General features: G+C 66.0%; 27 protein-coding genes and 1 tRNA gene. 14 read left to right on the forward strand and 14 right to left on the reverse strand.

Annotated features, from left to right (window positions below; all coding sequences use genetic code 11):
* Positions 1-202: 202 nt before the first annotated feature.
* Both H512_RS0105585 and H512_RS22675 read left to right on the forward strand, forming a co-directional pair.
* Positions 203-1,876, forward strand: coding sequence for a methyl-accepting chemotaxis protein (locus H512_RS0105585; protein ID WP_026782631.1), 1,674 nt, complete (start codon positions 203-205; stop codon positions 1,874-1,876).
* A 144-nt stretch (positions 1,877-2,020) separates the two neighbouring features.
* Complete coding sequence (locus H512_RS22675) at positions 2,021-2,737, forward strand: NUDIX hydrolase (protein ID WP_053239595.1); 717 nt, start codon at positions 2,021-2,023, stop codon at positions 2,735-2,737.
* A 77-nt stretch (positions 2,738-2,814) separates the two neighbouring features.
* Here the strand turns inward: H512_RS22675 and H512_RS22680 are convergent, their stop codons facing one another.
* On the reverse strand, positions 2,815-3,228 hold the full coding sequence (locus tag H512_RS22680; protein WP_053239596.1) for a BA14K family protein: 414 nt from the start codon (positions 3,226-3,228) through the stop codon (positions 2,815-2,817).
* A 185-nt stretch (positions 3,229-3,413) separates the two neighbouring features.
* On the opposite strand from H512_RS22680, the gene H512_RS0105600 reads away from it, so the two are divergent.
* Positions 3,414-4,325 carry a PhzF family phenazine biosynthesis protein gene (locus tag H512_RS0105600; protein WP_026782632.1) on the forward strand — a complete coding sequence of 304 codons (912 nt, stop codon included), beginning with the start codon at positions 3,414-3,416 and terminating at the stop codon, positions 4,323-4,325.
* Positions 4,326-4,547: 222 nt separating this feature from the next.
* Positions 4,548-4,623, forward strand: a tRNA-Lys gene (locus tag H512_RS0105605).
* A gap of 103 nt (positions 4,624-4,726) precedes the next feature.
* Here H512_RS0105605 and H512_RS0105610 read toward each other — a convergent pair.
* The 13 genes from H512_RS0105610 to H512_RS0105665 all read right to left on the reverse strand — a co-directional run bounded on the left by H512_RS0105610 (position 4,727) and on the right by H512_RS0105665 (position 10,690).
* Positions 4,727-4,921, reverse strand: coding sequence for a hypothetical protein (locus H512_RS0105610; RefSeq protein WP_026782633.1), 195 nt, complete (start codon positions 4,919-4,921; stop codon positions 4,727-4,729).
* 452 nt (positions 4,922-5,373) lie between these two features.
* On the reverse strand, positions 5,374-5,754 hold the full coding sequence (locus H512_RS0105615) for a thermonuclease family protein (protein ID WP_053239597.1): 381 nt from the start codon (positions 5,752-5,754) through the stop codon (positions 5,374-5,376).
* Positions 5,755-5,758: 4 nt separating this feature from the next.
* Positions 5,759-5,920 carry a hypothetical protein gene (locus H512_RS27315; RefSeq protein WP_169507128.1) on the reverse strand — a complete coding sequence of 54 codons (162 nt, stop codon included), beginning with the start codon at positions 5,918-5,920 and terminating at the stop codon, positions 5,759-5,761.
* 12 nt (positions 5,921-5,932) lie between these two features.
* The gene (locus H512_RS0105625; protein WP_026782635.1) at positions 5,933-6,364 is read right to left on the reverse strand and encodes a DUF2158 domain-containing protein; all 432 of its coding nucleotides are present in this window, start codon (positions 6,362-6,364) and stop codon (positions 5,933-5,935) included.
* A gap of 11 nt (positions 6,365-6,375) precedes the next feature.
* Entirely contained in the window at positions 6,376-6,738 is a 363-nt protein-coding gene (locus H512_RS0105630; RefSeq protein WP_026782636.1) for a hypothetical protein, read from the reverse strand.
* Positions 6,735-8,075 (reverse strand): site-specific integrase, encoded by a 1,341-nt coding sequence (locus H512_RS0105635; RefSeq protein ID WP_026782637.1) that lies wholly within the window; start codon positions 8,073-8,075, stop codon positions 6,735-6,737. The genes H512_RS0105630 and H512_RS0105635 overlap by 4 nt, the downstream gene beginning before the upstream one ends.
* A 30-nt stretch (positions 8,076-8,105) precedes the next feature.
* A complete protein-coding gene (locus tag H512_RS26860) occupies positions 8,106-8,264 on the reverse strand; it encodes a hypothetical protein (protein WP_156899376.1) in 159 nt (52 codons plus the stop codon).
* Positions 8,261-8,533, reverse strand: a complete 273-nt coding sequence (locus H512_RS0105645) for a hypothetical protein (protein WP_026782638.1) — start codon at positions 8,531-8,533, stop codon at positions 8,261-8,263. Before H512_RS0105645 ends, H512_RS26860 begins: the two co-directional genes overlap by 4 nt.
* Complete coding sequence (locus H512_RS0105650; protein WP_026782639.1) at positions 8,530-8,760, reverse strand: hypothetical protein; 231 nt, start codon at positions 8,758-8,760, stop codon at positions 8,530-8,532. The genes H512_RS0105645 and H512_RS0105650 overlap by 4 nt, the downstream gene beginning before the upstream one ends.
* Positions 8,760-9,170 carry a hypothetical protein gene (locus H512_RS0105655; RefSeq protein ID WP_026782640.1) on the reverse strand — a complete coding sequence of 137 codons (411 nt, stop codon included), beginning with the start codon at positions 9,168-9,170 and terminating at the stop codon, positions 8,760-8,762. The genes H512_RS0105650 and H512_RS0105655 overlap by 1 nt, the downstream gene beginning before the upstream one ends.
* A complete protein-coding gene (locus tag H512_RS0105660; RefSeq protein ID WP_156899378.1) occupies positions 9,170-9,457 on the reverse strand; it encodes a DUF2312 domain-containing protein in 288 nt (95 codons plus the stop codon). Before H512_RS0105660 ends, H512_RS0105655 begins: the two co-directional genes overlap by 1 nt.
* On the reverse strand, positions 9,454-9,762 hold the full coding sequence (locus H512_RS26865) for a helix-turn-helix transcriptional regulator (protein WP_156899380.1): 309 nt from the start codon (positions 9,760-9,762) through the stop codon (positions 9,454-9,456). The genes H512_RS0105660 and H512_RS26865 overlap by 4 nt, the downstream gene beginning before the upstream one ends.
* Before the next feature lie 268 nt (positions 9,763-10,030).
* The gene (locus tag H512_RS0105665) at positions 10,031-10,690 is read right to left on the reverse strand and encodes a S24/S26 family peptidase (RefSeq protein ID WP_156899382.1); all 660 of its coding nucleotides are present in this window, start codon (positions 10,688-10,690) and stop codon (positions 10,031-10,033) included.
* Between the two features lie 77 nt (positions 10,691-10,767).
* Here H512_RS0105665 and H512_RS0105670 point away from each other — a divergent pair, with 77 nt between their 5' ends.
* Genes H512_RS0105670 through H512_RS0105715 form a run of 10 tightly spaced genes read left to right on the forward strand, consistent with a single transcriptional unit; the run spans position 10,768 to position 17,776 of the window.
* A complete protein-coding gene (locus H512_RS0105670) occupies positions 10,768-10,974 on the forward strand; it encodes a helix-turn-helix domain-containing protein (RefSeq protein ID WP_026782643.1) in 207 nt (68 codons plus the stop codon).
* Positions 10,971-11,498 carry a helix-turn-helix domain-containing protein gene (locus tag H512_RS0105675; RefSeq protein ID WP_026782644.1) on the forward strand — a complete coding sequence of 176 codons (528 nt, stop codon included), beginning with the start codon at positions 10,971-10,973 and terminating at the stop codon, positions 11,496-11,498. Before H512_RS0105670 ends, H512_RS0105675 begins: the two co-directional genes overlap by 4 nt.
* Positions 11,498-11,740 (forward strand): hypothetical protein, encoded by a 243-nt coding sequence (locus H512_RS0105680; RefSeq protein WP_026782645.1) that lies wholly within the window; start codon positions 11,498-11,500, stop codon positions 11,738-11,740. Before H512_RS0105675 ends, H512_RS0105680 begins: the two co-directional genes overlap by 1 nt.
* On the forward strand, positions 11,737-12,498 hold the full coding sequence (locus tag H512_RS22685; protein WP_053239598.1) for an SAM-dependent methyltransferase: 762 nt from the start codon (positions 11,737-11,739) through the stop codon (positions 12,496-12,498). The genes H512_RS0105680 and H512_RS22685 overlap by 4 nt, the downstream gene beginning before the upstream one ends.
* Positions 12,495-13,334 (forward strand): adenine nucleotide alpha hydrolase family protein, encoded by an 840-nt coding sequence (locus tag H512_RS22690; RefSeq protein ID WP_053239599.1) that lies wholly within the window; start codon positions 12,495-12,497, stop codon positions 13,332-13,334. Before H512_RS22685 ends, H512_RS22690 begins: the two co-directional genes overlap by 4 nt.
* On the forward strand, positions 13,331-15,097 hold the full coding sequence (locus tag H512_RS0105695) for a DNA cytosine methyltransferase (RefSeq protein WP_036790226.1): 1,767 nt from the start codon (positions 13,331-13,333) through the stop codon (positions 15,095-15,097). The genes H512_RS22690 and H512_RS0105695 overlap by 4 nt, the downstream gene beginning before the upstream one ends.
* Entirely contained in the window at positions 15,094-16,203 is a 1,110-nt protein-coding gene (locus tag H512_RS0105700) for a DUF7146 domain-containing protein (protein ID WP_026782647.1), read from the forward strand. Before H512_RS0105695 ends, H512_RS0105700 begins: the two co-directional genes overlap by 4 nt.
* Positions 16,204-16,213: 10 nt before the next feature.
* Positions 16,214-16,426, forward strand: a complete 213-nt coding sequence (locus H512_RS0105705; protein ID WP_026782648.1) for a hypothetical protein — start codon at positions 16,214-16,216, stop codon at positions 16,424-16,426.
* A 37-nt stretch (positions 16,427-16,463) separates the two neighbouring features.
* Positions 16,464-16,727 carry a hypothetical protein gene (locus tag H512_RS0105710; protein ID WP_026782649.1) on the forward strand — a complete coding sequence of 88 codons (264 nt, stop codon included), beginning with the start codon at positions 16,464-16,466 and terminating at the stop codon, positions 16,725-16,727.
* 2 nt (positions 16,728-16,729) lie between these two features.
* Entirely contained in the window at positions 16,730-17,776 is a 1,047-nt protein-coding gene (locus tag H512_RS0105715) for a hypothetical protein (RefSeq protein WP_156899384.1), read from the forward strand.
* Positions 17,777-17,794 lie beyond the last annotated feature (18 nt).

A 17,794-nucleotide genomic window follows, 5' to 3' on the forward strand; every position in this document is an offset into this window, starting at 1 on the left:
CAATTATTTTCTGTCGTTTGCCGCAGACGGTCGCCGCCTCGACTTTCGTCTATTGTCGGGGCCAACCATCTGGCGAGAACGGCTGTATTTAATGGGAATACTCCACGCGTTAACAACTCAGCAACGTAAATATTTCTATCCTCAGAACCGGTAGCCCACATCCGCCGACCGCGAAGGCTGACCCATCAGTGGAATCCCGAGAATGAAAATCCAAGGAAAGCTGTATTCGATCGTCGCCCTGCTGGGGGTCATCGCCATCGGCGTGGCCCTGCTCGGCATCCGCCTCATGCAGGGCTACAACGAACAGGTCGATGCCTACCAGCTTGCCTCCCAGCGAGCCTATGACGGCGAGCATCTCAACCGCCTGATTACGGCGGTGGTTATGGATTCGCGCGGCGTCTACTCGGCGCCGAGCACCGAGGCGGCGAAGCCGTTCGCCGACGGCATCGTGAAGAACCTCCAGGCGATCGACACGCTGCTCGGCGAATGGTCGGCGCGCGTGCCCGCCGACCGCAAGGATGCGTTCGCCGCCGTGGTTGCCAAGGCCAAGGAGTTCCAGACCTTCCGCACCGAGATCGTCCGCCTCGGCACGGAGGTGGACCCGGCCGCCGCCAACAAGCAGGGCAACAACGACGCCAACCGCAGCAACCGCAAGCAGCTTCAGGCCGACGTCGACAAGCTCGTCGATCTGGACGTGCAGGACCTCGACACGGTGCGCGCTTCGATTGACGACTATTACATCGCCGGCCGCCGCACGTTGATCATCGTCGCGGTGATCGGCATCCTGTTGGGCGTCGGCATCGCCTCGTGGATCGGCACCGCCAAGATCGCCGGCCCGCTCCGCCGCGTCAATGGCGCGCTCGGCGACCTGACGCACGGCAAGCTGGACGTCTCCATTCCCGCGAAGGTCGGCCGCGACGAGATCGGCCTCCTGTGGAGCACCGTCGGCACCTTCCGCGACACGCTGGTGGAGACCGAACGATTGAAGGCGGCGCAGGCCGACGCCGAAGCGCAGAGCCGCGCCGAGCAGAAGGCGCTGCTCGACAAGCTGGCGCAGCAGTTCGAATCCGAAGTCGGCGAGGTGATCGCCGCCGTGACCCAGACCACCCAGTCGACGCTGAAGGCCGCCGGGGTGATGGTGGCCGACGCCGAGGAGACCTCCGGCCGGTCGGTGGCGGTGGCCAGCGCCTCCGAGCAGACCTCGGCCAACGTGCAGGCGGTGGCCGGCGCCTCCGAGGAGCTGTCGTCGTCGATCTCCGAGATCGGCCGCCAGATCGGCGAGGCGTCGACGCTGATCGGCGCCGCCGTCGAGCAGGCCCGCCGCACCGACCAGGACGTGCGGTCGCTCGCCGACAGCGCCTCGAAGGTCGGCACCATCGTCGCCATGATCCAGGCGATCGCCGAGCAGACCAACCTCCTCGCCCTCAACGCCACCATCGAGGCCGCGCGGGCCGGCGAGGCGGGGCGGGGCTTTGCCGTCGTCGCCTCGGAGGTGAAGGCGCTGGCCAGCCAGACGGCCAAGGCGACGCAGGACATCGAGGCGCAGATGGGCACCATCCAGGGCGCCACCCAGCAGTCGGTCGAGAAGATCGCCGACATCTCCCGCCGCATCGCCGATCTCGACCACATCACCTCGTCGATCGCCGGCGCCGCCTCGCAGCAGAACGCGGCGACCGGCGAGATCGCCCGCAACATCTCCGAAGCGGCGGTCGGCGCCGCCGAGGTGGCCTCGACCATCGTCGGCGTGCGCAGCACGGCCGAGAAGAGCGGCGCGGCGGCGCGCGACCTGTTCGACCGCATGTCGCAGCTCGCCAGGCAGTCGGAAGCGCTGGACCAGAAGGTGTCGGCCTTCGTCGGCACCATCCGCGCGGCCTGACATCGACCATCGCGATCAATCCCATCCCCGCCGGTCCGCCGGCGGGGATTTTTCGTTGGAGGGAGGCGGCGCCTTTCGCTCGTCACGCGCGCCGGCTAGAGTCGGACGGCCCGGCCCGATCGGCCGCCTTTCCCGGAATGCCCCATGCTCCACGACATCACCGACGTCCGCCTGCGGCTCCGGCCGGGCTCCTGGCCTGTTCCCGACGATCTCAGGCCGAAGATCGAAGCGCACTGGGCGGCGCGGCTCGCCGCCAACCCGCATCTCTGGAACGGCCGGGTGCTCGGCACCTTGGCGCCGGGCCAGCCGGGCGGCATCGCCATTGACGGCGGCGTGCTCTCCGGCGAGGCGGTGGAGGGCGATTTCGCCGGCTTCCTCGCCTGGCGCGACTGGGGCTTTCCGGAGATCGGCATCCGCAACCTGTTCGGCTCGGCGCTGATCCTGTCGTCGGACGGCGCGCTGATCCTCGGCGTCATGGCCGCGACGACCGCCAATGCCGGCCAGATCTATCCGCCGGGCGGCAGCCTGGAGCCGGCCGACGTCGACGCCGGCGGCAACATCGGCGTGGTTGCCTCGATCGAGCGGGAACTCCGGGAGGAAACCGGGCTCGACGCCGCCGAAGCGGTGGTGGAGGGAATGATCGCCGCCTTCGACGGGCCGCGCGTCTCGATCGGCCGGGTGCTGCGTTTCTCGCGCACCGCCGACGAGATCATCGCCGGCATCATGGCGGACCTCGACCGGCAGGCCGAGCGCGAGCTTGAGCGGGTCGTCGCCTTCCGCGCGCCCGCCGAACTGGACCGGCCGGAGGTCACCGCCTATGCCCGCGCCTTCGCGGCGCGGCTGCTCGGAGGGCGACAATAAAAATCGCCGTCCGCCGGGAGGTCACGGCGAACGGCGACGAGGTGCTGCGATCTGCCTGGGGTGGTGGCTTGTTCCGGTCAGCCGCCGTAATAAGGCGACTGACAGGGGCGCAGGTTTCCGCGGTTGTCGACCCACGTGTTGTCGTAAGCGTTGTAGGAGCGGTAGCGTCCGGCGCACCAGGCCTGATGCTCGCCCGACATCGGAACGGCGGCGTAGACCGGGGCCGGCTGCTGGTAGACGACGACCGGTGCCGGCTGATAGATGACGGGCGGCGGAGCGGGCTCGTAGTAGACCGGCGGCGGCGGCGGCGAGGCCAAAGCCGCGCCGAGCATGGTGCCGCCGATCAGGCCGATCACGCCGGCGGCGGCGATGTCGCCACCGTTCGAGCGGTGATGGTGATGATAGTAGCCATCGGCCAGCGCCGGCAGCGCCAGCGACGACAGGACGGCGGCGATGGCCACGGGGGCGGCTATCTTCGAGAGCCTGAGCATTTCACGTCTCCACGTCCGGTCCCGGAGTATCGCCCGGCCGGAAAATCCTTTCCGTTAGCCATAGCTGGGAATTTTGGTCGCATTTTGGAAGGGCCGTGGTGAAATTCGGATGATAACCGACGTGGACTAACGTCCCCACCGCAACTATTGTGGCCGGCGTTCCGGCCGTCTCAGGAGAGAACCAAGTGGCTCGTCGATATGCGATTCTCGATGTCTTCACCGCCAAGGGGCTGACAGGCAACCCGCTGGCGGTCGTGCTGGACAGCGAGGGCCTCGACAGCGCTGCCATGCTGGCGATCACCAAGGAATTCAACCTTTCCGAGACCGTGTTCGTCGAGCCGCCGTCGCGGCCCGGCACGTCGGCCAAGATCCGCATCTTCACGCCCGGCCGTGAACTGCCGTTCGCCGGCCACCCGACCGTGGGAACGGCCGTGTTGCTCGCCCACGAGCGGCTGCAGGGCATCGCGCGCGAGACCGATGCCATGGTGGTGCTGGAGGAGGGGGTGGGTGTCGTCCGCTGCGGCGTCACCATCTCGCCCGAGCGCTCCGGCCGCGCCGTGTTCGATCTGCCGAAGCTGCCGGAGGAACGGCCGTTCCACGGCGACGTCGGCCTTGCCGCCTCGGCGCTGGGGCTCAACCGCGGCGACATCGGTTTCGAGAACCACGTGCCTTGCGTCTTCGACGGCGGCGGCCCGCTGTTCGTCTTTCTGCCGCTGGCCGGCCTTGACGCCATGCGCCGCATCCGCGTCGACAAGTCGCATTGGGCGGGCGCCTTCGGCTCGACCGAACTCGACCTCTACGTCTATAGCCGCGAGGTGGTCACCAACGGCCACGATTTCCACGCCCGCATGTTCGCGCCGCATAACGGCATCGGCGAGGATCCGGCCACCGGCTCGGCGGCCGCCGCCTTCTCGGCGGTGGTGCGGCGCTTCGACCGGCCGGCCGACGGCGAGCACAAGCTGGTCATCGAGCAGGGTTTCGAGATGGGTCGGCCAAGCCTGATCGAGCTTGAGATCATCATCGAGAAGGGCAAGCTCACCGGCGGCCGCATCGGCGGCGAAGCGGTGATCGTCGGCCGCGGCGAGCTTTACGTCTGAACCAGCCCGATGCGGCGATCGTCCCGCCGCCGACGCCTTGCCGCAGCCGCGGCAGGGCGCGCGGTTGCATGCCGCATTCAAGCTCCGATGCGGCTAACTCCTTGAAAGAAAAGACCGTTCAATTTTTTCACCAGCGGGGGCGAAAAGGGCTTGCGCCCGATCTCCGGCGTGGTTATAAGCCGCCATCGCTTCCGGACGACAACGCCGTCCGGCGAGAAAAGTGGGCGCGTAGCTCAGTTGGTAGAGCAGCTGACTCTTAATCAGCGGGTCTACGGTTCGATCCCGTACGCGCCCACCACTTTTCCCAACGACTTCAGATAGATAGCTCAGGCGCTTGAGAACAAACGGTGTTCTCGTGCGCACCGTGAGCACTTTGAAAGGTGCGCACGGTGCGCACACACTCATCCGGCCGTTTCGCGGGCGAGATCGTCGAGGGTTGCGGTGAGGGCGTCGATGTGCCGGCGCATGACGGCGTGAAGCTCTGCCATGGCGGCGCGCGCCTTGTCGTCGTCCTCGCGATCGATCTTCTGACAAAGGTGAAGCATCACGTCGATTTCCGTCACTCGGTAGTCGGCGGCACAGACAAGCTCGAACATTTCAATCCTCCAACGCAACAACTCGTGGACGTGGGAGGGAAATCACGCCTATTGGAATGATGCCAATTGGTATGCAATCAGGGATTCGATGTTGGCGCGCGTAGGCTTGCGGCTGTAGCTTGGCGAGACCGATCGTGCTTGGTCCGCTGCATTCAGCTTGAGCTAGGTGTTCCGATGACATTATCCGAACTGGCCTTGGCCTTCTTGATCCTTATCGCGTCAACAGGCTGGATCGCCGCGGCTCCAATTATCGGAATTCGTTTCTCTATATATATAGTTTCGATTTATGCCGATAAGCATTATTTGCTTACCGGGAATAAAGAATATAAGAATCTCGATTTGGAAAGATTTGCATTTCAGGTGGCGTTCTGCGTTTGGCTAGCAATGCTAGTAATTGTTCCACTTATGCTGTTTTACTTCCATCAAGCGGCCCGTAGTAATTCTTTGAACCTTTAGTTGCCGCACCACGTCCTCTCTCTTTCTTCGTAGGCCTGCCTGCCCGGTTCGTAGCGCACGGCGTGGCCGGACTTCAGCATCATGTCGCCGACGTCGCCGGCGTCGGTGCCGATGCGGGCGAGCGTGCGGCGGTAGCGGTCGGTGCCGTGGCGCTCGACGGTGATACGGGCGCCCGTCAGGATCCGCTCGAGCGCGGCCTTGGCCTTCAGGCCGCGCTCGAGCTCCGCCGGACAGCGGGGATGGAAGGTCTCCGGCGCGTCGATGTGGAGCAGGCGGAGGGTTTCGGTGCGGAGCACGACGGTGTCGCCGTCGACGACGCGGAGCGGGGCGGCGGCGCAGACGGCGGCACAGACGATGACGGTGAAGAACGTGGCCATGGGGCTATCGGCAGGCAAGCGCGCCGCCGAACTCGACGGCGGTGCGGTATCCAGCGATGAAGACGGCGAGACAGACGAGCAACAGCCAACCGGCGCCGATGCGAACATAGCCGACGTGATCCGGATCGACCTCGAGGCGGAAGGCCCGCTTCAGAAACTCCCCCATCTCGCCCTCCCTTCAGAACGGCAGATCGTCGAGGTCCTTCGCTGCCCTCAGGCAGCGCTCATCGACGCTAACTGTGATCAGGTCTTCGATGTGCCGATCGTATTCGCCGATGGCGCATTCGACCAACCGTCCGCAAGTTTCGCTGACCACCGTCATGCGGACGCCGCCGCTCGCGAGCTGCACCACGTCGCCGATCTTGAATTTACGCCGAACGCCCATGGCGTCCAGTGCCTCGGCCCAAGTCGTCGGCTTCGCCTCCGGCTCGGCGTGGCGCCGGCCTTCATGGAACGCCTTGGCGGCAAGGCCGATGCCGATCCTCGGCAGGCGCGTGCCCGCCATGATGAGGTCGGCCGTCCAACCGAGCCGCAGCATGGCAAGGACGAAATCCTCCTCGGCGGGCGAGAGCAGTTCATTCGTTTCGATGTTAGCGGTTGTCTCGGGCATGCCTGCCTCCTTCAGTTCGGCCGCTGGGAGGCCTGAGACGGCGTTCTGAGCATGGCGCTGCCACGGACGGTCATGCCGGTGGCGGCCTCGATCATCGCCTTGGTGAGGATCATCGCCAGTTCGGCCCTCATGCCGGTGTCATCGACCTCCCGGAGCATCTCGCCGATCGCGCTTCCGGCCACCGTGCCGAGAGCTTCCAGCGTGCAACCGGCGCAACAATCGTCGCGCTTCAGTTCGTCCAGAAGGAAGCGGACGATGGTCGCCGCCACGCCGGCCTCGTAGCAGCGGGCGGCAATGTCGTTGCCGTGCTCGCGCTGATGGGCGGCGTTCCGGCGGGTGATCTCGTCCGCCTTTTCCCTGTCCTCGTAGCTCATTTCCACATCTCCTCTGACCTGTCGTCGGTTTCGTACCAGGCGACGAGTTTCTTCATGCCGGCGCTGGCCATGTCGGGGTGCAGCGCCAGATAGTGCTTCATGATCTGGTAGGCCGACGCTTCGCTGTGGCCGGTGATCGAGCAGATTTCCGGGATGGTGAGGCCGGCGAGGCCCATCCAGGTGACGGCCGTGTCGCGCAGGTCCTGATCGCGAAAGCCCTTGAGCGACGGCACCGGCGGCAGCTTCCACACCGGCTCGTTCTCCGGCCGCTCCCCGGCGCGGCGCAGAGCCTCGTTCCGGGTGGCCGTCGCCTCGGCGTCGGGCACGCCGTCGACAGCGGCGCTGCGAACATCGTCCCAGAGATGGCGATACCAGTTGGCGGTGAAGGGCCGCCACGATTGCTCGTTCATGACGACGTGACGATCGACGATGCCGGCACGGATGCGGCGGACGCGACTGCCGGCGAGGCGAGCCTTCAGCTCCGGAGATTCCGGGATGACGACGCGGGCGCCCGTCTTCTGCTGGCGAAAGACGCGCCGTCCGCGATCGACCAGCACGGCCTCGTGCAGCAAGGCGAGACGGTCGGCCTGGCGCTGGCCGGTCCATACGCCGAGGATGATCATGTCGCCCATCTCCGGCCGGCCGATGGCGTCGGCGGCGGCCACCAGCGCCTCCAGCTCGGCACGGGAGGCGAAGCGCAGGCGGGGCTTCGATCCCGGCTTGCCCAGTCGAAAGGCCGGGTTGATCGACTTCCTTACCTTGCCGCGGCGCATGCCCCAACTGATTGCCGCCGACAGCACGCGCAGCACGGCGTTGGCCGTGGGCAGGCCGCGCTTCTGCCAGATGTCTTCATGCAGACCGACCAGGATCGGCTGATCGAGCGCCGCGACGGCCGAGTGATAGAGCTCGTGGTCGTGCGCCTCGAGGGTGCGCATCTTCTGGCGGTAGTCTTGCATGGTGCGATAGGACTTCTGCCCCTCGCCGCGCGGCGGCTGGGGGAGGCCGCGCGCCACCGGCCGGGGGAACAGCGGCGACAGCAGCCAGTCATCCACCAGATGGGCGACGGTGTAGATCGACGCGACGGGCGTTGCCGCCGGCGGCGCCTTGGGCACGAACACCTTGCGCTTCTTCTTCGCCTTCGCGGCCTCGCGGATGGCTTCGACCTCGGCGGCGCGCTTCTCGGCCCAGTCCAGCGCCTCGCCGCGCGTCATCCAACGGCCGTCCGCGTGCTTCAGGTCCATGGCCTTGAAGCCGAGGGCGCGCACCATGTGGTTGGGGTTGAAGCGCGGGCGCCCGTCGCGCCACGAGACGTAGGGGATGGACGGCAGCTTGGCCATGATGGGTACTCGATACTGGTGATGGGGTGATCAGCGGCCGGCGGGCCGGATGCGGGCGGCCTCGACGAAGAAGGCCGGCTCCGGATCGACCGGCCGGCGCGGCCGGCAGAGCTGGATGAGGGCGGAGAGGCCGAAGGCGGCGAGCGGCGCCAGCCAGCCGATGACGGCGGCGTAGGCGATGTCGCTCATGCCGCCTTCCTCCTGCCGGGCTTCGCCTTCAACTGCTCCACGTAGACCTCGCCCATGTCGGTGAGGGTGGCGACGGGGAAGATGTAGCCGTTGCGCTTGACGTCGCGGATGCGCACGAGGCCGTAGGACACCAGCTTCTCGATGGTCACCGGCTGGATGATGGCCGAGCGGTTCGACCAGCCGGAGCGGCGCTTGTAGAGCGTGTTGGCGCTGTCGATGACGCGGAGGGCGAGGCGCTGCGCGTCGGTGAGATCAGCAAGCGGCTTCATCGGCGGGCTTCTCCAAGGTCGGGCGGCGTGTGACGGATAGCGTCGAGGGCGGGGTGCATGGCACCGACGAACTCGGCGCCGTGAACGCGGGTCTTGCCCATGACCACCTGCGTTTCGAGCCGCAGGCGGTTGGCCTCGACGATCATCTCGCGGTCGAGCAGGCCGGATACCGAGGCCTCGTCGATGCGGGCGAGGAAGGCGAGGACGTTGGCGAAGTAGTCTTCCATCAGGCCGGCTCCTTGGGCTTCTTCGGCATGGTCCGGCAGACGGAAAAGGGTGCCTGGTAGTGATCGGGCAGGGCCTCGAGCGAGACGAGGGCGATGCCGCCGAGCATGGTCCGCCGCAGCGACATGTCGGGCCGCTTGCGGTGCGGGCGGCAGAACAAGCGCCGCAATGCGCCGTCGGCCAGGCACGCCTCGCGAAAGCGGTCGAAGTGTTCCGGGCTGAAGACGACGGCCTGCGGATGCGGGCCATATTCGGGAGCAATGCCGAGGTCGGACATCGCCTGATGGAGCGTGTTCAGCGCCAGATAGAGCTTCATCCAAGCGACAGTGATGCCGGTGGTTTCGGGCTTGGCGACGATGTGCGTGCTGACGCGCGTCATCCCGTCAGCCGTTGTTTCGACCTTGAAGCTCATCACGCCATCCCCAGCGCGTTCATGTAGAGATCGAGGATGGCATCGGCTTCCTGACGCGCGTCGGGGTCCATGCGGCGGATCTGCAAGAGGCGCTTGACGGTCTTGACGTCGTAGCCACGGCCCTTCAACTCGGCATAGATGTCTTTAATGTCGTCGCCGATGGCCGCGCGTTCCTCGTGCAGCCGCTCGATGCGCTCGACGAACTGGCGCAGTTCGCCGGCGGCGACGCCGCCTATGCTCTCGACGGCCGCCATGCCGCCGGAGGCTTCCGTTCCGCCCGCCTTCATGATGCTGCCCCTTGTCCGTAGCGTGTGCGCAGGAAGTCGGCCTGGGCGCCGATGATGTCGCCCAGGCCGCTGTTGCTGGCTCTGCTCACGGTGTTGTCGTTGGCTCCCGGCACAAGCGGGGTGGGGCCGTCGATCCAACGCGATACAGCACGACGGCCCCACACCCGGTTTCCGCCGGGGAGTGGCGGCGGAAATCCCGTCTTCTCATGAAGCCGGCGCCAGGAGCGCCACAGCCGATCCGGCGTGATGCGAAGGGCGGCTGCCACTTCGTCGATCGTGACCGTTTCCTCGCTGAGTGCTGACATCGCATCGACCTCCATGAGTCGGCGCGATGATTATGCATTTTTGCACATTCGTCAATGGTCATGCATATAACCGATGAGGCAAATGCATACAGCCGTGAGCGTGGGCGCTTCATGGAATCGCACAGGCGCCGTCCGGACATGCATTGATTGCCGACGGAACTGCCCTGTCCGGTCAGACGTTGATTGCGTCAAGGGCGGTGGTGTCCGGACATGCGTTGAGTGCAAGCGGGCCGGAGACGTGTCCGGACAGGCGTTGAGTGCCGATCGTTCAGTTGCGATGGCGCAGGACGGCGTCGATCACGCCCTTGATGACGACAGTCTCGTCATCGACCATGAGGGGCTTGGCACTCGGCATGGTGTGGGACTGGCTGACGAGGAAGGGCGGATCGTACATCCGCATGATGGTTTCGGCCGTCTGCGAGCGCCAGTCGTAAACCTGGGCGCAGACGAGATCGCCGGATTTCGGGCGCTTGTTCATGTCGACGATCATGATGTCGCCGGGCAGAATCCCGGCCATGTCGAGCACGGCGGACTTCATCGTCCATGGATCCCGACCATTGCGACCGGAGCACAGCTCCCGGATAGCCCGGGCGGAGCTGTCGAGCGCGTTGGCATTCTCCGGCGGCTGGTAGGGCGCCGCTTCGGCTTCCGTGAAGCCTCCGCGCTTGCCGGGAAACTCAAGCGGCTTCACCTCCGCCAGCGCCGCAAGAGCGGCGATGTTCTTGGTCGACAGGTTTCCCGCATAATCCGGACTGTTCAGAAATCGCGTGAGCGTGGACTTCGACATGCCGGCCCGATGGCCGAGCGTCGATGGCGGCAACCCGAGGTGATCGGAGATTGCCCTGACCCATGCCTGAACCTGCTGGCGACTGCCATACTCTCGCATGTGCAGCAGAGTATGCACCGCAAAGCCGCTACTCACGTACATCGGCGCCTTGACTGTGTGCAAAGATGCAGAACTAGTATGCATGAACCACGGGCGTGATTCGGCGTCAAGGGGCGACCATGTCGGATAGCATCCTTACCATCGACGAGATCGAACGGCGGCGTCGGGTCGCCGGCTTGACTCGCCGACGGGTCTACGAGACGGCGGGCATCGCGTCTACGACGTGGATGCGGATCATGCGCGGCGACAACTCGCCGAACCTGTCGACGCTCGAAAAGCTATCGGCAGCGATCGACCGGCTGACGGCGGCGAGGGCGGCGGAATGACCGACCGCGTAGCCCGCATCGACGCCAGGCGGACGGCGATGGGGCTGTCCATCGAACAGCTTGCGCGGCTTGCCGACGTGTCCGAGCGGAGCGTGCGGCGTGCCCTGCGGGAACGATCGCCGGTCAGCGAGGCGACGCTGACAGCGCTCGAACAGGCGCTGATCTGGGCGAAGCGCGGGACGGGCGGCCTGTCGCCGATCCGCGTCGCCTATCGCATGGCGCTCTACCTGATGGCCGGCGACTTCGGCGTATCCATGGCCGACCTCGATGCCGAGGATGCGGCGCCGCAGCGCAAGGCGACCAACAACCCCGTGTGGATGCGGGCGGCGACCATCCGCCGGCGGGCGGTCTACTGCCTCAACACGGTGTTCGGCTTCCCGCAGCACGAGCTTGTCGCCGTTTCCGGCCTGACGCCGGCCGGCGTGAGCCGCATCTGCCGCGAGATCGAGGACGAACGCGACGAAGACCCGGCGCTCGACGAGCGCTTTACGGAGCTGTCGCGCGAACTGATGGGGGGATTGTGATGGCGGATTTCATGAATGTTGCCGGTGCAATCGCAGTTATGCCCGACCGCTGGGCGCGGACCCTCATGGAGGTCGTTGCCAGTGAGGGCGACGACGCTGAACGCTGTTTGCATCACCTTCAGGGCGTGACGGTCGCGCTGGCCGCCATGTGCGGCGTTGAGTCCGATGTGCTTGCCAGTGGACTTGCCGCTCATATCGAGCACTTCAACAAAGCCTTCTCTTGCTCGGAGAAGGGTAAATGACCGCCTTCGACAATCGCGCGGTGGTCAACCGCAAGGCTCCGGGCTCGCGGCCGGAGCTGTTCCCGACGCCGCCGTGGGCTGGCAGGGCGCTATGTGGCGAGGTGCTGGTGCCGCTCGGCCTAATGCGCCGCGGTCCGGAGTTCAACCACATCGTCGATCCGGCCTGCGGCACCGGACACCTCGTCCACGCGCTCGACGACTTTGGGCGGGTGAGCTACAGCGACGTGCACCCCTGGCCGATGATCGGTGAATTCGAGGGGGTCGAGGCGCCGGTATTCGATTTCCTGACCGGCGATCCGCGCCATTGCCCCGAATGGCATCATTTCCACGGCGGCGGCCGCGCCGATTGGGTCATCACTAACCCGCCGTTTTCGCTGGCGGCGGACTTCTGGTCCCAATCCTATCCCAGCCGCGCCGCCGTGGCGCACAACGTAGCGCTGCTCTGCCGCACCAACTGGGTGGAAGGCCAGCGCCGCTTCCGGAGCATCTTCAGCCATTCGCCGCCGACGACGATCGTCCATTCGTCCGACCGCATCCCGATGATCGAAGGCGTGTGGGACCCCGAGGCGACGACGGCCACCTGCTACAGCTGGTTCGTGTGGGTGGCCGGCGCCGAGCGCCGTCCGGATATCTGGTTGCCACCGGGAATGGCGAAGAAGTGGACGCGCAAGAGTGACGCGGCGTTCGCCGTGCCCGGCGAGGCGAAGCGGCGGAAGGCGGCGAGGGAGGCCGAGAAGGCGGCGAGGGTTGGGCGATGACCTCTCCCTTCCTCATCCCCAGCCCGGCGTGCATCTCCTTTTCTGGCGGTCGCTCCTCGGCCCGCATGGTCTATGAGATCAACGCGGCACACGGCGGACGCTTGCCCGACGACATAATTGTCCTCTTCGCCAACACAGGGCGGGAGCGGCCGGAGACGCTTCGCTTCGTGCAAGAGTGCGGGTCGCGGTGGGGTATTCGCATCCGCATTGTCGAGTATCGGCCGGAATCTCCGGGATTCGAGGAAGTCGGCTTCAATAGCCTGTCACGCGATGGCGAGCCTTTTGAAGCATTGATCCGGAAAAAACAGCGGCTGCCGAACTGGAAAGAGCGCTGGTGCACGCAATTCCTGAAGGTGGGAGCGATGACCGCTTTCGCGCGGTCGCTCGGATGGGTGCATGGCAGCTACCTTGAGGTAATCGGTTTGCGCGACGACGAAGGCGTGCGGATCCTCAACGGATTGGAGCGGGCTGAGAAGGACGGCCGTCGCATCGCCTATCCCCTCGCCAAGGCGAAGCTCACGAAGGCCGACATCATGTCGTTCTGGGCCTCGCAGCCGTTCGACCTCGGCCTTGAGCCATGGGAAGGCAACTGCGATCTCTGCTTCTGTGTCGGACAGGCGAACCGGATGGCGCGCATCCGGCGCAATCCCTCGGCCGCGACCTGGTGGGCGAGACAGGAGGCCGAACAACAAGGGTTTTTCGATCGACGTGTTCGCGTTCACCAGCTCGTCGAGCGTGTTCGCAGGGAACCCGATCTGTTCGCCGACTTCCACGACGACGAGTTCGATGCGGAGTGCGGCCTACATTGCGGCTTCGACACCGGGGAGGTCGCATGAACGCCTATGCCTTTCCGCTCGACAACCGCCTGACGGTCGTGCTGTTCGCCGGCATGGGCGGCGGCTGCGATGGCCTCGAATGGGCCGGCTTCCCGGTCCACATCGCCATCAACCACGATCCCATCGCCGTCGCGGTGCATGAAGCGCGACACCCTCACACGCGGCATCTGCGCTGCGACGTCTACGAGGTTGACCCGCGTGAGGTCTGCGCCGGCCGGGACGTGCGTGTGCTGCACGCCTCGCCCGACTGCACACACTTCTCGGTGGCGAAGGGTGGCAAGCCGGTATCGCCGCGCCGCCGGTCGCTGGCCTGGGTGGTCTGCCGTTGGGGCGGCACGGTGCGGCCAGAGACCATCACTCTTGAAAACGTCTCGGAAATCCAGACGTGGGGGCCGCTGATCGCCAAGCGAGATGCCGCCACCGGGCGGGTGGTCAAGCTCGACGGCCAGATTGCCGCCAAAGGCGAGGTGGTGCCGGTGCGCGAGCAATGGCTGGTGCCGGACCCGCGCCACAAGGGGCGCATCTGGCGCGCATGGCTCAAGCACCTTACCGGCTTGGGCTACAGCTTCGAGGGGCGGGTGCTGGTCTGCGCCGATTTCGGCGTTCCGACCATCCGCAAGCGCTTCTTCGGCGTCGCCAAGGCGGACGGTTCGCCGATCGACTGGCCGGCGAGGACGCATGCGCCGCGCGACCAGGCCCGCAAGCTCGGGCTCAAGCCCTGGGTGGGCGCACATACCTGCATCGATTTCTCGCTGCCGATGCGGTCGATCTTCGGCCGCAAGAAGCCGCTCGCCGAGGCGACGATGCGCCGCACGGCGCGGGGCGTGATCCGCTACATCCTCGGCACCCGCAAGCCCTTCCTGGTGCCGATCACCCACACCAAGGGCGGCAACGGCGCGCGGTCGACGGCGGAGCCGCTGCCGACGATCACCACGGCCAAGGGCGGGGAGCAAGTCGTCATGTCGCCCGTGCTCGCCCGGTTTCGGGGTGATAGCGCCGGCGGCGACATGCGCGAGCCTGCGCCGGCGTTGACGGCCAACAGCTTTCGGAAGCGTCCCGGCGGCGCTTTGCCGATCGGCGTCATGGCGGCAAACCTGGTCGGCGTCGCTCATGGTGACAGCGGCGGCCGCCGGGAATACTCACTCGACGAACCCCTGACGGCCGTCCAAGCTGGTGGTGGCAACGCGGCGCTGGTTGCGGCCTACCTTGCTCAACACAACGACGGGCCGCGTGCGGGTTTGTGCGCGCGGGATATCGTCGATCCGCTTTCGGCCCTTACCACGACGGGTTCGCAACAAGGCGTGGTCGCCGCCACACTCGGGCGGATGCGCGGCGCCGATGTGGCGGGCCAGCCGGTCACGCTGCCCATGCCGACACAGACGGCCGGCGGCGGTCATGAGACGCTGATTCTCGGGTTCTTGCAGCACTACTATTCGACCGGCGGGCAGGACGGCGACCTTGCCGATCCGCTCGCCGCTCTCACCGCCAAGGCCCGGCACGGACTGGTGACGGTGGAGGTCGACGGCGTCGACTACGTGATGACGGATATCCTCTGCCGGATGCTTGAGCCGGAGGAGGGCGCCGCCTGCCACGGTTTCCTGCCGGGCTCGCTGCCCGCCGAGATCGTCGTCGACGGCAAGCGGCAGCGCCTCACCAAGACGCAAAAATACCACCTGGTCGGTAACAGCGTGCCGCCGCGCATGGTGCAACTGCTCGCCGAGCGCAATGTGCGTCGGGAGCTGGTGATGGAGGCGGCGGAATGAAGCGCGCCGACCTCGCCGAGATCAAGGACATGTTGCGCGACCGGATCGGCGACCTTTGCCTCGCGCTGCTGCCGGACGGCCGGCGCGAGGGGCGGCTGTGGGTGTCGCCCAACCCGGTGACGATGGACCACGGGCAGGTTCCGGCCTTCAAGGTGGCGCTTAACCGCGACACCGGCGCGTGGATCGATTGGCGGTCCGGCGAGAAGGGCGACGTGATCGGCCTCGTGGCCTATGTGCAGACGGGCAATACCGGCAACGTGGGCGATGCGCTGTCTTGGGCAAGCGACTGGCTGGGCATCAGCCGCTTGAGCCGCGACCAGCGGGATGAGTTGGCGCGGCAGATCAAGGTGCGGCGATCGGCGGCGGAGGAAGCCGCAAAGAAGGCGGCGTCCGATAGGCTGGCCGGCGTCGACCGGCTGTGGCGCAAGGGCGACGCGCTGGGCAGCGGCACCGCGGCCGAGGCGCGCGGGCTCGACTATTTTGCGTTCCGGGGCATGCCGCTCGTCAAGGTGCCAAACCTCGACAAGATGACGTTCCGGTTCGTGGCCAGCCTCGAATGGTGGGAGGGGCGCGTTTACCGCTACGACGGGAAGAAGCGGATCCTCGTCAGGCGCGGGCCGGAGTTTCCCGCCATCATTTCCGCCATGCGGGTGCCGACCGGGCAGGTGACGGCCGTACACTGCACCTTCCTCGACCCGGCCGGACGGGGCAAAGCGCCGGTGCCGGAGGCCAAGAAAGCCAAGCTGATGTTCGGTGACGCGCTTGGCGCAGTGATCCGCATCAGCCATGGGCCGGAGGGCCTGCCGCCGGAACAGTCCAGCCAGCCGCATCCGCTGATGATCGGCGAGGGCGTTGAGACCATGGGATCGGCAGCCATTGCCATTTCCGAAGCGCGCGCCTGGGCCGGCGGCAGCCTCTCCGGCATCCGCAACGCCAAGGTGGGGTGGCCGTTCGTCTCGTCTGTGCATCCCTGCGCGGAAAACGACTGGGCCAACCCGCAGGCGCTCGCCCAGTACGATCGGGCGATCGAGGAGCTTGAGGCCCAAGGCAAGCCGGTGTCGCCAATGCGACCGCACTTCGGCAGCGATTTCAACGACCTGATGTGAGGGAATAGACATGCATGATTACACGCCGCGATTGAAAGACACTGCTGTGCTGGAACTCGAAGGTCTTTTTGATGCAGAGCGTCGATTGCTCGAAATCATGGAACTTGTCGTTTCAGAGTGGGCAACCGATCCGATGTCTGTCGCGTGCTTCGACCTCCGTATCGTCGAAGAAGCTAAGCAACTCGTCGCCAAGCGCCACCGGCTTGATTGGTTTCGGCTTTAATTCGGCAGCGATTTCAACGACCTGATGTGAGGAGAAAATGGAAGAACGGCCCAAGTACATCATCATCCACCAGAGCGTGAAACAGTCATGGCTGAAAGACCTCGGCAGCGTCGTGACGCTGGCCGGGCTGATCGGCCTCGGCTGGGCGATCGGATCGACCGCCATGCAGTACGTCGGCGCCGCCATCGCCATGCTGACGCTCTTCGCCAGACAGAAGAACGCGGCCACGACGGCCATTTCGATCGGCGAGGCGAGGGCCATCCTCGACAAGCTCGAAGCCGAAGACGGAAAGGAAGACTGATCATGGCAAAGAGGAAAGGCAATGCACGAGTGGAACAGTCGCTTGAACAGGAGGCCGCGCCGAAGCCGAATGACGGTTCTGCCATCGAGATGGCGCCGGCGGGTGCGCTGGTGGTCGCCGTTGATGGGGTGGAAGACGGCCAAGATGGTTCGCCAGATGCCGCCGAAGCGGTTTCGTCGTCGGCCGGTGGACCGCACGACGATGCGCATGGAAGTGGCGGCTTTTCTATCGATAGTGAAGCCCCGGCCGGTCCGGAAGACGCCTTTCAGTGCGAGGCGTGCGACAAGGTGATCGAACCCGGCGACAAGGTGTGCGATCTGGAAGATGGTGGTGTGCTGTGCGAAGACTGCGCGCCGAAATGGGGCGAGGTGCTGGAGCGCCCGGCCGCATTCGATGTGTCGGCGGCCGAAGCCCGGGAGATGGTCGACAAGCACCTTGGCAGCGGCGGCAGCCTCGATGACCCTTATGTCGGGTACTCGGCCGAGGATGCCAATCATCTGGCCGACGCGATGGCCTACATGCTTCAGGCCGAAAGCACGATGAAGGTCAAACGTGGTACCGCGCTCGAGATGGGACAGGCAAAGCGGGCCGCCTATACCTCGCTCGCCGCGCCGATCGCGGCGGCCGAGGCGGCGGCCTATGCGGCAATGGAAGTCGCGCAGTTGCATCACGGCCCGGTCGACGGGGAATACGGCCTGCGGCTGCTGCCCGACGACGATCTTGCAAAATATGTCTGCGGGCTGAAGGAAGCGGCGGATTTCATCCGCGAGGGCGGAGCCTCAACGGATGGCCGCATTTTCTGGAATCACCTGTCGCTGGGCGGTTTCCACGCGGCCGGCCTCAATAACTGGCAGGACCTGCCGTTCGCCCTGCGCCTCGGCTGGAGCGCGTTCGGCGCTGTGCTCTTGGCCTATGACGTCTTCACGGCCGAGGATAACGCGAAGGCGACGAAGGTGACACCGCCGGCGCGGCGCGTGCCGATCGAGGACACGACGCTGGAGAGGGTGGACGGCGTTCTCGACCAGTTCGACTACGGACGCAAGGGCTAGGCGGCAGGTCGCATCCTG

Source organism: Pleomorphomonas koreensis DSM 23070, assembly GCF_000425185.1.
Taxonomy (GTDB): domain Bacteria; phylum Pseudomonadota; class Alphaproteobacteria; order Rhizobiales; family Pleomorphomonadaceae; genus Pleomorphomonas; species Pleomorphomonas koreensis.

Coding starts and splice junctions, on each gene's coding strand:
- H512_RS0105585 (WP_026782631.1), top strand. CDS start 203: ATGAAAATCCAAGGAAAGCTGTATTCGATCGTCGCCCTGCTGGGGGTC.
- H512_RS22675 (WP_053239595.1), top strand. CDS start 2,021: ATGCTCCACGACATCACCGACGTCCGCCTGCGGCTCCGGCCGGGCTCC.
- H512_RS22680 (WP_053239596.1), bottom strand. CDS start 3,228: ATGCTCAGGCTCTCGAAGATAGCCGCCCCCGTGGCCATCGCCGCCGTC.
- H512_RS0105610 (WP_026782633.1), bottom strand. CDS start 4,921: ATGTTCGAGCTTGTCTGTGCCGCCGACTACCGAGTGACGGAAATCGAC.
- H512_RS0105615 (WP_053239597.1), bottom strand. CDS start 5,754: ATGGCCACGTTCTTCACCGTCATCGTCTGTGCCGCCGTCTGCGCCGCC.
- H512_RS27315 (WP_169507128.1), bottom strand. CDS start 5,920: ATGGGGGAGTTTCTGAAGCGGGCCTTCCGCCTCGAGGTCGATCCGGAT.
- H512_RS0105625 (WP_026782635.1), bottom strand. CDS start 6,364: ATGCCCGAGACAACCGCTAACATCGAAACGAATGAACTGCTCTCGCCC.
- H512_RS0105630 (WP_026782636.1), bottom strand. CDS start 6,738: ATGAGCTACGAGGACAGGGAAAAGGCGGACGAGATCACCCGCCGGAAC.
- H512_RS0105635 (WP_026782637.1), bottom strand. CDS start 8,075: ATGGCCAAGCTGCCGTCCATCCCCTACGTCTCGTGGCGCGACGGGCGC.
- H512_RS26860 (WP_156899376.1), bottom strand. CDS start 8,264: ATGAGCGACATCGCCTACGCCGCCGTCATCGGCTGGCTGGCGCCGCTC.
- H512_RS0105645 (WP_026782638.1), bottom strand. CDS start 8,533: ATGAAGCCGCTTGCTGATCTCACCGACGCGCAGCGCCTCGCCCTCCGC.
- H512_RS0105650 (WP_026782639.1), bottom strand. CDS start 8,760: ATGGAAGACTACTTCGCCAACGTCCTCGCCTTCCTCGCCCGCATCGAC.
- H512_RS0105655 (WP_026782640.1), bottom strand. CDS start 9,170: ATGAGCTTCAAGGTCGAAACAACGGCTGACGGGATGACGCGCGTCAGC.
- H512_RS0105660 (WP_156899378.1), bottom strand. CDS start 9,457: ATGAAGGCGGGCGGAACGGAAGCCTCCGGCGGCATGGCGGCCGTCGAG.
- H512_RS26865 (WP_156899380.1), bottom strand. CDS start 9,762: ATGTCAGCACTCAGCGAGGAAACGGTCACGATCGACGAAGTGGCAGCC.
- H512_RS0105665 (WP_156899382.1), bottom strand. CDS start 10,690: ATGTACGTGAGTAGCGGCTTTGCGGTGCATACTCTGCTGCACATGCGA.
- H512_RS0105670 (WP_026782643.1), top strand. CDS start 10,768: ATGTCGGATAGCATCCTTACCATCGACGAGATCGAACGGCGGCGTCGG.
- H512_RS0105675 (WP_026782644.1), top strand. CDS start 10,971: ATGACCGACCGCGTAGCCCGCATCGACGCCAGGCGGACGGCGATGGGG.
- H512_RS0105680 (WP_026782645.1), top strand. CDS start 11,498: ATGGCGGATTTCATGAATGTTGCCGGTGCAATCGCAGTTATGCCCGAC.
- H512_RS22685 (WP_053239598.1), top strand. CDS start 11,737: ATGACCGCCTTCGACAATCGCGCGGTGGTCAACCGCAAGGCTCCGGGC.
- H512_RS22690 (WP_053239599.1), top strand. CDS start 12,495: ATGACCTCTCCCTTCCTCATCCCCAGCCCGGCGTGCATCTCCTTTTCT.
- H512_RS0105695 (WP_036790226.1), top strand. CDS start 13,331: ATGAACGCCTATGCCTTTCCGCTCGACAACCGCCTGACGGTCGTGCTG.
- H512_RS0105700 (WP_026782647.1), top strand. CDS start 15,094: ATGAAGCGCGCCGACCTCGCCGAGATCAAGGACATGTTGCGCGACCGG.
- H512_RS0105705 (WP_026782648.1), top strand. CDS start 16,214: ATGCATGATTACACGCCGCGATTGAAAGACACTGCTGTGCTGGAACTC.
- H512_RS0105710 (WP_026782649.1), top strand. CDS start 16,464: ATGGAAGAACGGCCCAAGTACATCATCATCCACCAGAGCGTGAAACAG.
- H512_RS0105715 (WP_156899384.1), top strand. CDS start 16,730: ATGGCAAAGAGGAAAGGCAATGCACGAGTGGAACAGTCGCTTGAACAG.